This is a genomic window from Flavihumibacter sp. (assembly GCF_036676075.1).
Lineage (GTDB): Bacteria > Bacteroidota > Bacteroidia > Chitinophagales > Chitinophagaceae > Flavihumibacter.
Map to the genome: position 1 here is coordinate 148,724 of NZ_JAKFDQ010000010.1, position 14,968 is coordinate 163,691.

Sequence of the window (14,968 nt, forward strand, 5' to 3'; positions counted from 1 at the left end):
CTACTGGTCATTCTCTTCCAGGTCTTCATGCCGGTCGCCACCAAGACTATAATAATTATTCTCCTCATCCTCTTCACCAATGGCTTCATCGCGGTCATCAAGTTCGGAACCCGGAATATCGAGATCATCAGCAAGTGAATCTTCCGCTTTTACCGGTGAGGTTATAGGCTCACCATTTTCGTCGAGTTCAATTTTCTCTTCCTTATTATAGATATCTTCTTTTTCAGGATAATGCGGGTAGCCCGGAAACTGGTTTTCATCTTTATCCATAACCTATATTTTAATCGTTATAATAACTGCTTGTCAACAGCATGAAAGTAACGATTTCAGGGCTTCCCGCATCATAGAATCTAAGGGTTTTAACAGTTAATCAACCTCAGCTAAAACTTTTGCATCAAGCATGGCAAGCATGCGCGTTTTATTTTTCTGCAGCCATTGTTCAAAGGGCTGCATGGAAGCATTAAGGGCATAGCTTTCAATAAGATCGAGGCGACGGCTGGGGATGAATCTCCGCTGTACATCAAACATATTTGCCAGCTCCTCCGCACCCGGAAAGCCAAAGGCAGCATAGGTTTCACGCGGAATATGATTATACACGATCTCTCTCTCCAATACCTTACTCATTATAGCCGCATATTTATAGCAACTATCATCGGCTCCAACAACACCTACGGTTCTGCCAATATATTGAAGTGGATGGTTGAAGATGGAAGCAACTACTCCACCCAGGTCATCTACACTAACCATGGCAAGGGGCGTATCACCCTGCGGAAAGCCAAAATGAAATTTGCCATCTTCACCTGGTTGAGGGGGGAAGAAGCTGAAGAAATTTTCATAGTAAAAGGCGATGTGCACAAAAGTTGCCGGCAGGTTTTTTGAACGGGTATAATCTGAAAGCGCGGCTTTCATATCGCAATGCGGAACTGATAATTCTCCACCGGAAAGTTTGTTGTAATTGGCAAGGGAGCTGTAAACAAAATGCTGTACACCTGTTTCACTCACTGCATCAATTAAATTTTTACCCTGTTCCAGTTCTTTTCCAAAATGCTCCCAGAAATTGGTGAGTCCAAATACACCATATACGCCCTGCATTGCCTGCAGCAGGCTGGTCTTATCGTCAAGATCGCCCCTTACAATTTCTGCACCGGCTGCTGCAAGCTCCAATGCTTTTTCACTGCCAGCGTTTCTTGTAAGCACGCGAACCCCAAATTTCCCCTGCTCCAGCAAGGCTTTCGCTACACTACCTCCCTGGGCACCTGTGGCACCGGTTACGAGGATCACTTGTTTCTGATTCATGATAAAGGTTTAATGATTATGGTTATTGATATAAATAATTAATTCAGTTGAGATAGTTTTTTCGGGGCGGGAACAATGTTCTTAACAGGAGGCGTTGATTTCAGAAAAGCATAGATAGCCCTGATATCATCGTCATGGAGACTGCTGAATTGAGGCCATGGCATGGGCGGAAGCAATTGCCTTCCTGTTTCAAGTCCTTTATATTTTCCCTGCGTGATAGCCCTCTTAAATTGCTCATAACTCCAGTTACCGATGCCGGTTGCATCGCTGGTAATATTACCTGCGAAGGATGCTCCCCATGGACCGGCGATGGCAGTAAAATCGGGACTAAAAAGCACCCATCCCTTCTTCACTTCATTGCTGTCGAAGGCAGGTAATACCGTGCCGGCAGTGTGACCTGAAAGCCGGAGCTCTGGGATGATGACCGGCCCTTCGGGACCCATTGATTTAGGCGAATGACAGTCGTCGCACAGCATGGAAGTAACCAGGTAATCACCCCGGGCGATCAATGCCGAATCAGGCAGTTCTTTTTTTGCTGCAGGAACATTGCCGGCAAGATCCTGGCAGGCTACAATTGCTGCCGCTACAACAACTGCCATAGCGGCAAGCAGGAAGATGATCTTTTTCATTAGACAAGGTTTAAACATTAAAAGAATCGGAGAGCAATTTACTTCATGGTGGAGCGCAAGGAAAGGGCAACGGGAACGGACTGTAAAAAAGGCGTGGTGAATTGCGCAGGCACCACATTATATTTGGTAGCGCAAACAAAAGAGATGGATAAAAATCATGTTGTACGGATCAAATGCAGTGACAGAAAGGGATTGATTGCGGGCATATCGGGCGTGATGCATCGCAATGATCATAATATCCTGGTGATGAAAGAGTTTGTGGAGCAGGAAACAGGAATGTTTTTCTTAAGACTTGAAGTATCGGGAACATTGAATGAGCCGGTATTGGAAGCTGCTTTAAAGGAAGTGCTTCCTGCAGAAGCGCAGATCAGTATCATACCGAGGAAACTAAAGAATATAGTTATCATGGTAACGCGGGAGCATCATTGTTTGAGCGACCTGCTGGTGCGTCATTACTTCAATGAACTGCATGCCAATATACTGGCGGTGATCGGAAATTATAACAGCCTCCAACCCTTCACCGATAAATTCAATATACCCTTTCATACAATAAATCATGCAGAGAAAAGCACAGAGCAATTTGAAGCAGAGGTGATGGAATTATTGGATGGTTATCAACCCGATTATATTGTACTGGCAAAGTTCATGCGTATTCTTAGTCCCGATTTTGTAGAACGCTATAATGAACGCATCATCAATATACACCACAGCTTCCTGCCTGCATTTGTTGGTGCCAATCCCTATAAAAAAGCATTTGAAAGAGGCGTTAAATTAATTGGCGCAACCGCGCATATAGTGAACAATGATCTGGATGAAGGTCCCATCATTACACAACAGATCATCCCGGTAAAACATGATGATAACCTGCGCGATATGATCGAGGCGGGTCATGAAGTAGAGAAGGCGGTGCTGGCAGAAGCATTGAAAATGGTACTGGAAGACAGGGTTTTTGTTTCCGGCAACAAGACCATTGTTTTTAACTGATAGTATAATAGCTACATTTAAACTATGAAGCAGCAATATTCGAGACGCGAAATCCTGAAACTACTGGGAGTTACCGGTATAGGCGCGGCGCTGCTTCCGTTAAATGCATTCCATCCAGTACAATCATCCATGATGCAAAGAATCATTCCTTCTTCTGGCGAGAAACTTCCGGTGGTGGGTCTAGGTACCTGGCAGCAATTTGATGTAGGCACTGATGCAACAGTAAGAGCACCGTTGAAACAGGTGTTGCAGGAAATGGTTCGGCTTGGCGGGAAACTGATAGATTCATCGCCTATGTATGCAAGGTCGGAAGAAGTGATCGGTGACCTTACGACAGAAACCGCGCATGCCAATGATTTCTTCTATGCCACTAAAGTGTGGACGAGGGGACGGCAGGAGGGCATTGACCAGATGAATGCTTCGCTGAAAAAGATGCGCAGGAAAACGATGGACCTGATGCAGATCCATAACCTGGTGGATTGGCAAACACATTTTATTACGCTGCGAAAATGGAAAGAAGAAGGGAAGATCAGGTATATCGGTATAACACATTATACCGACTCGGCGCATGAAGATCTGGAAAAGATACTTGTAAAAGAGAAACCTGACTTCGTACAATTCAACTATTCGATCCGCGAGCGCAATGCGGAAAAAAGATTATTGGCCGCAGCAAAAGATACTGGTGTTGCTGTTATCATCAATGAACCATTTGAAAAGGGAGAATTGTTTGGATTAGTAAAAGGCAAGTCATTGCCCTCATGGGCAGCCGAATATGATATCAATAGCTGGGGACAATATTTTCTTAAGTACATCATTTCGCATCCGGCCGTTAACTGTGTGATACCCGGAACATCCAATCCAAAGCATGTTGCTGATAATATGGGTGCGGGTTATGGTAAGCTTCCCGATGAAGCCGGAAGAAAAAAAATGATAACTCACCTGCAGCAAGTTTGAACCAACTTTTAAATCCCAACATGGATACAAAAACAGTAAACAATATTAACAAAGACCTTATACTGAGGGAGCGGCTGGCATTGGAGCGGACGATCATGACCAACAATACAACCCTGCTCGCTTTTATAAGGACATCACTTTATTTTGCTGTGGCCGGACTCACCCTCAACAACCTTCTCACCATTAAGTACGGGGTACTGGTAGAAGTGGTCTGCTGGATCGTATCAGTAACGATCATGACTATTGGCATCAGGAATTATTATGTGCAGAAAAGAAAGATAAAGGAAAGCGAAAAACATATCGGCGATTACAAACTTGAGTGGGAAAGCTAATTCAGGTAAGAAGTAAGAGGTAAGAGGTAAGATTTAGGGGAAGAATGGGAGCAGGGACCTAATTAGTCAATACTATTTAGAAAATCAATTAATGTTTGTTCAGTAGGGATCTGCAATTTTTTCCTAAGCCGGTATCTGCTGATCTCAACACCCCTCACAGAAATATTCATCAGCTGTGCTATTTCCTTTGAAGAAAGATTCAACTGCAGGTATGCACAAACTTTCAGATCCGTATTGGTGAGCTTCGGATATTTCGTTTTGAGTTTCTTTAGGAAGTCGTTATTGATCTCATCAAAGTGAGTGGCAAACTTATCCCAGTTCTCATTGTTCTTTTCGATATCATTAAGCAACTGAAGCGTCTTCTTGATGGGATAAGTGTCTCCGCTATCCTTATAGAGTTTCTGCAACTCCCCTTTCACCTTCGTTAATGCATCCGTACGTTCAACCAGGTGCAGTGTTGTATCAGCAAGTTCACGGTTCTTATAGATCATTTCACTGGCCAGTTTTTCATTCTGCAGCTTGATGATCTCCTTCTCATTCTTTTCAATTTCGAGCTGGTGAAGTATGTTGATCTGTCTTTGCTTTTCTTCGTACTTGCGTTTCTGCAATAGTAGCTTTTTCTCCTGCCATTTATTGATCAGGTACACCAGCAATATCAATAAGCTTAGATAAAAAAGGTAAGCCCATACAGATTTATACCAGGGCGGATCGATGATAAAAGTATATGTGATAGCTTCCGATTCAACACCAAGATTGCTTCTTGCCTTTACCCTGAAAAAATATTTTCCATTGGCAAGGTTGGTATAATCCTTTTCTGTTTTGGGTAACCAGGCACTCCACTCATCATCAAAGCCTTCCAGTTTATAGCTGTATTCAATATTATTCTGCAAGCCAAAAGCCGGACTGCTGTATTCAAAATGAAGGGAGTTATAACCACTGGGAAGATGCATTGGGTTGTTCTTCCCTTCGTAAAGCAGGTGCTGGGCTGAATCAGGAAGATATCCCCCGAAAATGGCGCTGTCAGATTTGCCGAAGGCCCTGATACTACCCAGGATTATCCCAAGATCTTTTCTGGACTGCAGGTATTTCTCGAGGTTGAGGTGAACGATCCCTTTTTCAGAAGCGATGAATATGTTGTTAGGATCATAAGGATAAACATTTTCAAATCCCGACAGTACCTGTCCGGAGAGTTCGGGGAAATAGGTAATGGTGAATTTGGAAGCAGGATCACTCTCATTGAATTCAACCACCCCGAGTTTCTTTCCACTACAAAACCAGATACGACCCTGCTGGTCTTCATTGAGGTATCTTAATTCCATTGAGCCGAGAACAGGTTTCAATAAAGGGGAAGGTTGAAATTTCCCGGTTTTCGCATCATATTCATATGCGCCTTTCTCTGTGGCAAAAACCACCCGGTTCTTTATTTTGAAAACATGGTTTCCGAGGGTGGAAGGCAGCCCATCTTTTTCGGTTAACAGCCGCGCGCTATAGGCTGTTTTATCAGCAGATAATTCAAGCAGGTAAATACCCCGGTAGGGATGTGAAGCCCAGATGATTCCCTTGTTATCAATGGCCAGGAATCGCAATGATTCATAGGTACCTTTCAGGTTTCCCATATCAATAAAATTGTTTCCGTCAAAGCCCAGCAATTTAAGTCCGGTGTAAGTGCCAACAATAATATTGGAAGCCGGCACCACCTGTGAAGTGGGAACAAAAAGCCAGGAAGGTTCGGGTGCAATGGGAATGGCCCGGGCATCCTTAATAAGAAAGGTACCTGCATTATGGGCGAGCAGGAGTTGCTGGTTCACCTCATCCAATCGCCACGACTGGCCGGCACTGTTAGGAATAAAACTGAAATCACTTCGGTTAAAACTGAGATCTTTCTGGTCAAAGAAAAGCGGTGCAGCATAAGCACCATCAGAAGAAGCCACATACAAATTGTTCTTATAGATACGAGCCCCAAAACCCGATAGCTCATTTTCTTTATTGGGCCTTATATATTTGATAGCTGCATTGTAGGCGATGAAACTGATCCCATTATTCAGTCCCGTCCAGAGATTCTTATCACGGTCCAGAAATACACTGAGCACATTATTATTCTGCAGTCCCTCTTTTTGAGACAACTGCTGGATGATCTTTCCCTGGAAGTCCATTATAATACAACCCGCGGAAGTTGTTCCCATCACGAACTCCTTTTCATTCAGCTGCGCCACAGCATAAATATCACTCTTGATGGTGGCGGAGCCGATGCGGTTATAAGGACTGATGGCATCACCATGCACCAGGTAAAAGCCACTATTAAGGGTAACCAGCAGCAGGCTGTCTTCGCTGATATCTACTATGCCGAGGATATTTTTATTCCGGAGCAGGTCATTATTGGCGAGGGGTTGCCACTCGCGGTTCCTGAACTGGAAGAGCCCGTTTTGCTTATCCTGGGCAAAAAGGCGGGAGCCAGCCTTCTTCAGCAACACCCACTCTGTGGTGGCCGGATAAGCCTGGATACTGTTGTTCTTCCATTCAAAGATCCTGTCCATGGCCCGGAAGAAAACTGAGCCGTTGACGATCTCGATATCCCAGATATCCGCAAAGTTCTTCTGGGCGGGCGGAATAAATTCAAGGAGGGATTCATAGCGGAGAAAGCCCGCCTTATCGGGTTGGAAAAAACCGATCTCTCCCTGTCCGCCGGTATACACCCTCCCCTGGTGGTCGAGCGCCAGGGAGCGCATAATGGTTTTATTGGGAAGGGGAAAGTTCTTCCAGTAGGTACCGTCGTAAGTGATCAATCCCTCATTATTGGCGAAGAACAGGACACCACTACTATCCTGCCTGATATCCCAGGTTTGGGTACCGCCGTGGTAATCGGTCTTGCTATAATTGATGATCTGGGGCAGGCCGATGGTATTTTGTGCCGTCCCAAGGAGGGAGAGCAGCATCATTGCCAGCAGGTAGAGCCCTAATTTCATCCGATAAACTTAATAATAAGAAATGATGTAGTAATGATGTAGTCGATAATTATTGATTATCAGCTAATTAATCAAACAAGTAGTAGCCATGTTGTAGGCGATTTCTTTAAGCCGGCTTTTCTTAGTTATAGTTTTAATGTCTCCGGATCTGGGTCCGGAGGAATTCTAAAAACTAAAGCTTGCGCTTATGAAAAATGTCTTGCAAAGGAGTTTCCTTTTTGCCTGCCTGCTGTTCATTACAGCAATCACCTGGGCACAAAATCCCGTTTCGGGAAAGGTGAGTGATGAAAAAGGCGACCCGGTTGCCAATGCTTCCATCCTGGTTAAAGGAACCAATATTGGAACCGCCACAAATGCTGCCGGTGAGTTTAGTCTCACGGTACCTTCCACAGCCACCACCCTGGTGATCACCTCTTTAAGTTATGAGGAGCAGGAAGTGGCCATTACCGGCACCACCCTTAATATAGTCCTGAAACTAACCGGTCGCCAGATGGATGAAGTGGTTGTTGTGGGTTACGGCGTGCAGAAGGTAACCAAGGTTTCGGGGGCCATTTCCACCATCAAGGGCACCGAGATCGAGAAACTTAAGCCTGTTCGGGCAGAAGATGCCCTGCAGGGAAGAGCCTCGGGCGTGACGGTGATCTCACCCGGTTCACCCGGCGCCAAGCCAACGGTGCTGATCCGCGGTATCCCTTCCTATACAGGAACCGATCCTATTGTAGTGGTAGATGGAGCCATCCAGACCCTCGACGATCTTAACTCCATCAATGCCGCCGATATTGAATCGATCAATATCCTTAAAGATGCTGCCACCACCTCAATATATGGGGTTAAGGGAGGTAATGGAGTTATTGTAATTGCGACCAAATCGGGCCGCAAGAACCAGAAGACAGAATTCGGCTATAATGGTAACTACGGCATCCAGGAAGTACAGAATATTATCGGCGTGCTCAATGCAACCGAGTATGCAGCCATCGCCAATGAAGGCAGTAAAGTAGCCGGCGGCGAACTCATCTTCCCTGATATATCTTCTTTGGGAGTGGGAACCAACTGGCAGAATGAAATATTCCACAAGGCGCCGCTTCAATCGCATGCCCTTACAGCAAGGGGTGGTAGTGATAAGCTCACCTATTTCCTTTCGGCCTCCTACCTGGGGCAGGATGGTATAGTAGGTGGTGGCGAAAAATCCTACTTCGACCGCCTTACCGGAACATCCAATATTTCCTATAGTCTTTCCCCCAAACTAACATTCACCGCCAATACCAGTTTTGTGAATATCAGGGGATCGGGCATACCGGAAAATGCCATCAACGGGGTCATCTCCAACGCACTCAATTTTGATCCCACCTTACCTATATATAATACTGTACCCGGCAGCTATGGAAAATATTCCACCAGCAATTATATCCTTTCAGAGATCATCAACCCGCTCACCCAACTGGCCGACAGCTACAATGAATCTGCCACCAATAAGTTGTACGGTAAGCTGGAGATGCAGTATAGCCTGCTGAAAAATCTTAAGCTCACATCACGTTACGGTTATACCTATACGAATGTTGTAGGTAAAAGCTTTAACCCCCTCTCCTATTATGGCGCTTCTCATATCAACTCCACCCTCAATGCTGATGGATCACCAAGGGCGGGGGCGCATAATAGTGTAGCGGAATATAAGAACACTTATTTCAACTACACTTTCGAGAATTTCGGAAACTATACTTTCAACCTGAATGACATTCATGAATTTGATATCGTAGCCGGATTCTCCATTGCCAAAACAACCGGCAATGCACTGAACGGTTCAAGGCAGGATGTGCCTTTCAACTCATGGGACTATGCCGATATCTCTTCTGCAACCGGTACTGCACCGGCGGCGGGACTTGATGTTGGTTCATTCCAGTATGAAAGAAGAAACCTCTCTTATTTCGGAAGGGTTAACTATGATTATGATAATCGCTACCTGGCCTCCTTTACCGCAAGACGCGATGGCTCCTATGCTTTTGGTCCGGAGAATAAATTCGCCAATTTCTATGCAGGTTCATTAGGATGGCTGGTATCTAATGAAGCATTTTTCAAATCGTCAGTCATCAACAATCTTAAACTAAGAGGAAGCTATGGTGCAACGGGAAATGAGAATGTGAGTCCGCAGTACCAGAGAATATCAACTGCTATTTACAGCTATGGACTGGGACAGAATGCCGGATATACATTCGGAGAAAACCCAACTTCTATAGGTGCCACCATCAGCAGCTTCCGCAATGACGCGCTGGCATGGGAAAAGCAGGAGCAGATGAATATTGGATTTGACATGGGCATCCTGAATAATAAGTTTTCTATCAGCGCCGACTACTACCAGAAAAATATCAGCGGCCTGTTGTTTACGCCAACACTCTCACTTTACCTGGGAACAGCGGCATTGCCAACAGCCAATATCGGAACAACAGAAACAAGCGGGGTTGATATTACGCTGAGTTATACAGAAACAGTTGCAAAGAAACTGAAACTGAATACCTATGTGAATTTTACTACTGCGAAAAACATGGTAACTGAAACCAATAACGGGCTCATTTCAGGTGGTGGTTATGGAATACCATTCCAGAGTATAACAAGGTTTGAAAAAGGATTTACGCCCGGCTATTTCTATGGTTACAAGACCAATGGATTATTCCAAAACCAGGAAGAAGTTAGCAGCAATGCAGCGCAGCCCGGCGCACAGCCTGGCGATATCAGGTATGCTGATCTTAATAAAGATGGCAGGATAGATGCAAATGACCGCACCCAGATAGGCGATCCTTTTCCTGAATTCACGATGGGATGGGGATTATCGATGGAGTACAAAGGCGTTGACTTCAGCTCCTTCGTGTATGCATCAGTGGGAAATGAGATCTATCGCGCCTATGAAAGAAATCTTGCCATGACCAATAAATACCGTGGGGTATTAGGCAGGTGGACCGGCGAAGGCAGCACCAATGATGCGAGGTATCCGCGATACAGCTTTGTAGATGCCAACAATAATACGAGGGCTTCCGACCGCTATATCGAAGACGGCTCTTTTGTAAAGATCAAGGATATACAGGTGGGATATACATTCCCGGCAGGCTTACTGAAGAACAGTAAAATAAGCAGGTTGCGCATATATGCCCAGGTGAAGAATGCATTCACTTTCACGGAATATTCGGGATATGATCCTGAAATATCAGGCGGCATATTTGACACAGGAATTGATCGTGGAATCTACCCACAGGCAAGAACATGGTCGTTCGGAATTGACGTTAAACTTTAATGCAACAAAACTTAACAATGAAAAAGATCATCTATATAACAAGCCTGGCGATGCTGGTTCTGCTTGCACCGGCTTGTACCAAATTTGTTGACTACGATCCCAAGGAAGATTTCCAGATCACTGCAGAAGATTATTTCAAAACGGCCGATGATTATCAGAAGATGACGATCGGTGTTTATTCACCACTGCAATGGTTATGGGCAAATACCGTGATCGGCGATATCGCTTCAGATAATGCCGTTACAGGTGGAGAAAATGCAACGGATGTATTGGGACTGCAGCAGATTGATGACTACCAGGTGAACCCGGTTAACAGTTATCTCACAGAGGCATGGAAAGCCGCCTATGAAGGAATCAATCGCGCCAACTATCTTGAAGAGAATAAATCAAAGCTTGATTTCAGTGGTAAGGATGCCTTGTATGGTGAGGTATATTTCCTGAGGGCCTATTACTATTTTGAGCTCACCAGGATGTTTGGGGATGTACCTCTTTTTGTTGACAGGCGGCTGGGGGCATCTGATTCAAGGCAACTGACAAAAAGTCCAAAGGCAGCAGTGTATACACAGATAGAAAAAGATCTTGAAAGTGCTATTGCCAGTTTACCGGAAACCAATCCCGAAAAAGGAAGGATCACGCTCTATGCCGCCAAAGCGCTTCTTGCCAAGGTGTTGATATACCAGGAGAGATTTGAAGATGCAACGGAAGTACTAGAAAATGTTGAGAACTGGCCATTTGACCTGGTAGAAAATATGGATGATATTTTCCTGCAATCGGGAGAGAATGGAATTGAGAGTGTATTCGAGATCCAGTATTCCAATAAGAGTCCGTTTTATGATTGGTCGAACCCGGGAAGGGGACAAGGCAACCTGGCGGTACAATCGGCTGGTATAAGAAACCTTACAGGATCAAGTCCTTATGGACAGGGCTGGAGTATCAATCTCCCCACCCAGGATCTGGCTGATGCTTTTGAAGAAGGCGACCAGCGTAAAGACGCCACCATCCTCGATATTGAAGCTTACAAAGCAGCCAATCCGCAATTCAATATTAGCTATCTGGTAGCACCATATAAAAACACGGGACTTTACAACAAAAAATACCTGCCGCGTAAGGGAGAAACATCCGGGCAGGTAGAGCTGAACTACCTGAACAATTTCAGGACCATCCGTTATGCAGAAGTATTGCTGATGGCTGCGGAAGCATATAATCGTTTACCCTCGCCCGTTACTGCCAAAGCACAGCAGTACCTGAATATGGTACGCGAGCGGGCATTCGGAGACCAGTTGCATAACATTACTTTATCAGGGCCGGCGCTAACAGAGGCTATCTGGGAAGAAAGGCGACTGGAGCTTGCCATGGAAGGCGACAGGTTCTTTGACCTGGTACGCACCGGTAAGGCAGCATCAGCTATTACAGGTTTTGTTGTAGGAAAGAATGAATTATTCCCCCTTCCACAGCAGGAGATTGATATCTCCGGACTGGAACAAAATCCCGGTTATTAATCCCTAAATCTATCAGCAATGAATACGATAAAAAAAATATACGCTGTGCTGTTCCTGCTAACCCTGATGGTTAGTTGCAGTAAGCAAAGCTTTGATGATACTGGTTTTGCAGACCAGGCTGCCGCCCCGGCCAACCTGTCGGCACTATTTGATATAACGCAGGACAATACCGGTTTGGTAACCATCACCCCCAATGGAGAAGGCGTTGCCTACTACCAGGTTTACCTGGGAGATGGTACTACGGCCCCGGTTAAAATATTGCCGGGAAAAAATACACGACATACCTATCCAGAAGGAAGTTATGATGTAAGGATTATGGGGATTGGCATTAACGGCCTTACAACAGAAAGCACGCAAACGCTGACAGTTTCATTCAAAGCGCCCACAGATCTTGAAGTGACGGCATCTGTTGATCAGGCAAATCCATTCAAGGTAAATGTGACTGCCAAGGCAAACTACGAAACAGTTTTCAGGGTTTACTTCGGCGAAACAGCAGATGAAGAACCCGCATCATTCATGGAAAATGAAACCATCAGCCATGTTTATTCAACAGTTGGCAGTTATACCATCCGGGTGGTGGCATTAAGCGGTGGGGTTGCCACAACAGAAGTAGAAAAAGTGATCACCATAGAAAATCCTTTATTACTCCCACTTGATTTTGAAGGACCAGCGTCAAACTATCCATTCATCAATTTCGATGGAGGAGATGCAACGGTGATTGATAATCCGCAGGTCGGTGGAATCAACAATTCCGCGAAGGTGGCAAGGATGGTGAAGAATGCCGGACAGCCATGGGGAGGAAGTGTTATAAGTTTGGGCAGGCCAATTGATTTTTCTGCCAACAAGATATTCCGCATGAAAGTTTATTCCCCGCGCGTGGGTGCAAAAGTGTTGCTGAAAACGGAGAACATCAGCGATGGCAGTATCAATTTTGAAAAAGAAGTAACTACCACCATCGCCAATGGATGGGAAGACCTTGCATTTGATTTCAGTGCAATCAATACAGCCAATAGTTACCAAAAACTCGTGCTGATCTTTGAATTGGGAACTGTGGGTGATGGATCAGCGAATTTTACTTTCCTGTTTGATGATATCCGTCTTACCAATAGTCTCCCCTCGGGAACTGCGCAGATAAATTTACCGGTAAGCTTTGATGATGAAGCGGTGAACTATACTGTAACCGATTTCGGAAACAACAGCACCGTTAATGGTGTCGATCCCACCAATGCTGCCAATAAAGTAAAGATAACCACCAAGCCTTCGGGTGCAGAAACATGGGCCGGAACAACCATTGGTACAGCATCCGGCTTTGCTACTCCTATACCCCTTACCGCTACCAACACAAAGATGAGTGTTCGGGTATATTCGCCCGCAGCAGATATACCGGTGTTGTTGAAGATAGAAGACCATCGTGATCCAACTTTGTCGGTTGAAACCATTACGAGAACAACCGTTGCCAATGCCTGGGAAACGCTGGTGTTTGATTTTAAAAATCATGCAACCGGAACAGCGGCATTAAATCTCGCTACCACTTATGATAAAGCGTCTATCTTTTTCGACTTTGGAACCACGGGTAACGGGAAGGTATTCTACTGGGATGATGTTGCCTTTGTAACGGGTGGCGGATCATCCGGTAGTCTGGGATTGCCACTCGATTTTGAATCAGCAGCACTCACCTATACATTCAATGATTTCGACGGAGGAGCTGTAACGGTTATCAGCAATCCGGAAAAATCCGGGATCAATACCAGTAATACGGTGGGAAGGATGATCAAGAATCCGGGACAGCCATGGGGTGGAAGCTGGATCGCACTAAGCAGTGCAATAGATTTCTCCGTGAAGAAAACATTTAAGGTGAAAGTGTTTTCGCCGAGAGCAGGTGCAAAATTATTGCTCAAAGTAGAGAACCAGAATGATGGTGGAATCAATTTTGAAAAGGAGGTCGCCACTACCAAGTCGGGTGAATGGGAAGAGCTCACATTCGATTACAGCGCTATCAACACAGCCAATTCATACCATAAGATCGTATTGATCTTTGACCTTGGCGCTGTTGGAGATGGTTCTGCCAACTACACCTATCTCTTTGATGACATCACGCTTAATTAATCTCAACTAATCAGTCATGCGAAATAAAATCTTCTCTCTTTTCATTCTGCTGATGGCGATGCAGGTGATGCTGCTAAGCTGCCAGAAAACAGAATATGCATTTGGTGAAATTAAAAATCCCGATGCCTTAACGCTCGATATAACAATTGCCGGAACCGATGCCAATAATCCCGATGGTAATGGAACGGGACTGGTAAACATTGTATCAACTGCGAGTAATGCACTCACCTACCAGATAGATTTCGGTGATGGGGTAGTGAAAATGGTGCCATCCGGAACAACAGAATACAAGTATGGCATTCCGGGTACCAATGAATATACCATCACGGTAAATGCCATCGGCAGGGCTGGAGTGGTATCCACCATCAGTAAAAAGATCAAAGTGAATGTTGTGTTCGAGATACCGGTTGCCATACTCACTGCATTAACCAATAATGATAGTAAGATATGGGTAACAGACAATGAGGCAACGGGTCATATTGGGGTGGGACCGGCAGATAATTTTGAACCCATCTGGTACCAGGCGGCGCCCAATGAAAAAGCAAGTGTTGGCTGCCTTTATGACGATGAGATCCGTTTCACGAAAGATGCCAATAACAGGGTTTATATGGAACTGGATAATAAGGGGCAGAGTTTTGTGCAGGGTGCTTCTGTGGGTGCCTATGGATTCAGCGGTCCGGAGGCCTGTTATGACCTTAACACCGCCGGCTCCAGGGCGCTGATTTTTGCTGATGCAACATCGGGATCAAACAGCGGCAATTCAACGGGAATACAATTCATTGTTCCGGGCGATGGTATCGTTAATTTTGCCACGGGCAGCAATAGCTATGAGATCCTTTCCATTACAGAAACCACCATGCACCTGCGCGCTATTGGTGTGGACGGAAATGCATGGTATCAGAAATTAAAAGTAAAATCATAAATA

The 14,968-nt window shown here is 45.1% G+C and carries 11 protein-coding genes; 7 read left to right on the forward strand and 4 right to left on the reverse strand.

Annotation, left to right across the window (positions count from 1 at the left end; genetic code table 11):
* The 3 genes from V6M43_RS12175 to V6M43_RS12185 form a co-directional block, all read right to left on the reverse strand.
* Positions 1 to 270, reverse strand: coding sequence for a hypothetical protein (locus V6M43_RS12175; protein ID WP_332735613.1), 270 nt, complete (start codon positions 268 to 270; stop codon positions 1 to 3).
* Positions 271 to 366: 96 nt separating this feature from the next.
* Positions 367 to 1,296, reverse strand: coding sequence for an NmrA/HSCARG family protein (locus V6M43_RS12180; RefSeq protein WP_332735614.1), 930 nt, complete (start codon positions 1,294 to 1,296; stop codon positions 367 to 369).
* 38 nt (positions 1,297 to 1,334) lie between these two features.
* Entirely contained in the window at positions 1,335 to 1,925 is a 591-nt protein-coding gene (locus V6M43_RS12185; RefSeq protein ID WP_332735615.1) for a c-type cytochrome, read from the reverse strand.
* A gap of 45 nt (positions 1,926 to 1,970) precedes the next feature.
* On the opposite strand from V6M43_RS12185, the gene purU reads away from it, so the two are divergent.
* Genes purU through V6M43_RS12200 form a run of 3 tightly spaced genes read left to right on the forward strand, consistent with a single transcriptional unit; the run spans position 1,971 to position 4,195 of the window.
* Positions 1,971 to 2,909, forward strand: a complete 939-nt coding sequence (gene purU, locus V6M43_RS12190) for a formyltetrahydrofolate deformylase (RefSeq protein ID WP_332735616.1) — start codon at positions 1,971 to 1,973, stop codon at positions 2,907 to 2,909.
* 24 nt (positions 2,910 to 2,933) lie between these two features.
* Positions 2,934 to 3,863, forward strand: coding sequence for an aldo/keto reductase (locus tag V6M43_RS12195; protein ID WP_332735617.1), 930 nt, complete (start codon positions 2,934 to 2,936; stop codon positions 3,861 to 3,863).
* A 20-nt stretch (positions 3,864 to 3,883) separates the two neighbouring features.
* Entirely contained in the window at positions 3,884 to 4,195 is a 312-nt protein-coding gene (locus tag V6M43_RS12200) for a DUF202 domain-containing protein (protein WP_332735618.1), read from the forward strand.
* A 62-nt stretch (positions 4,196 to 4,257) separates the two neighbouring features.
* On the opposite strand, the gene V6M43_RS12205 is transcribed toward V6M43_RS12200, so the two are convergent.
* On the reverse strand, positions 4,258 to 7,158 hold the full coding sequence (locus tag V6M43_RS12205; RefSeq protein ID WP_332735619.1) for a triple tyrosine motif-containing protein: 2,901 nt from the start codon (positions 7,156 to 7,158) through the stop codon (positions 4,258 to 4,260).
* A gap of 187 nt (positions 7,159 to 7,345) precedes the next feature.
* Between V6M43_RS12205 and V6M43_RS12210 the strand changes: the two genes are divergently transcribed.
* From V6M43_RS12210 to V6M43_RS12225, 4 genes are read left to right on the forward strand one after another with little or no spacing between them, the layout of a single operon-like run.
* A complete protein-coding gene (locus tag V6M43_RS12210) occupies positions 7,346 to 10,438 on the forward strand; it encodes a SusC/RagA family TonB-linked outer membrane protein (protein WP_332735620.1) in 3,093 nt (1,030 codons plus the stop codon).
* A 17-nt stretch (positions 10,439 to 10,455) separates the two neighbouring features.
* Positions 10,456 to 11,937 (forward strand): RagB/SusD family nutrient uptake outer membrane protein, encoded by a 1,482-nt coding sequence (locus V6M43_RS12215; RefSeq protein WP_332735621.1) that lies wholly within the window; start codon positions 10,456 to 10,458, stop codon positions 11,935 to 11,937.
* 18 nt (positions 11,938 to 11,955) lie between these two features.
* The gene (locus V6M43_RS12220; RefSeq protein ID WP_332735623.1) at positions 11,956 to 14,043 is read left to right on the forward strand and encodes a hypothetical protein; all 2,088 of its coding nucleotides are present in this window, start codon (positions 11,956 to 11,958) and stop codon (positions 14,041 to 14,043) included.
* Positions 14,044 to 14,059: 16 nt separating this feature from the next.
* The gene (locus V6M43_RS12225; RefSeq protein WP_332735625.1) at positions 14,060 to 14,965 is read left to right on the forward strand and encodes a PKD domain-containing protein; all 906 of its coding nucleotides are present in this window, start codon (positions 14,060 to 14,062) and stop codon (positions 14,963 to 14,965) included.
* Positions 14,966 to 14,968: the final 3 nt, after the last annotated feature.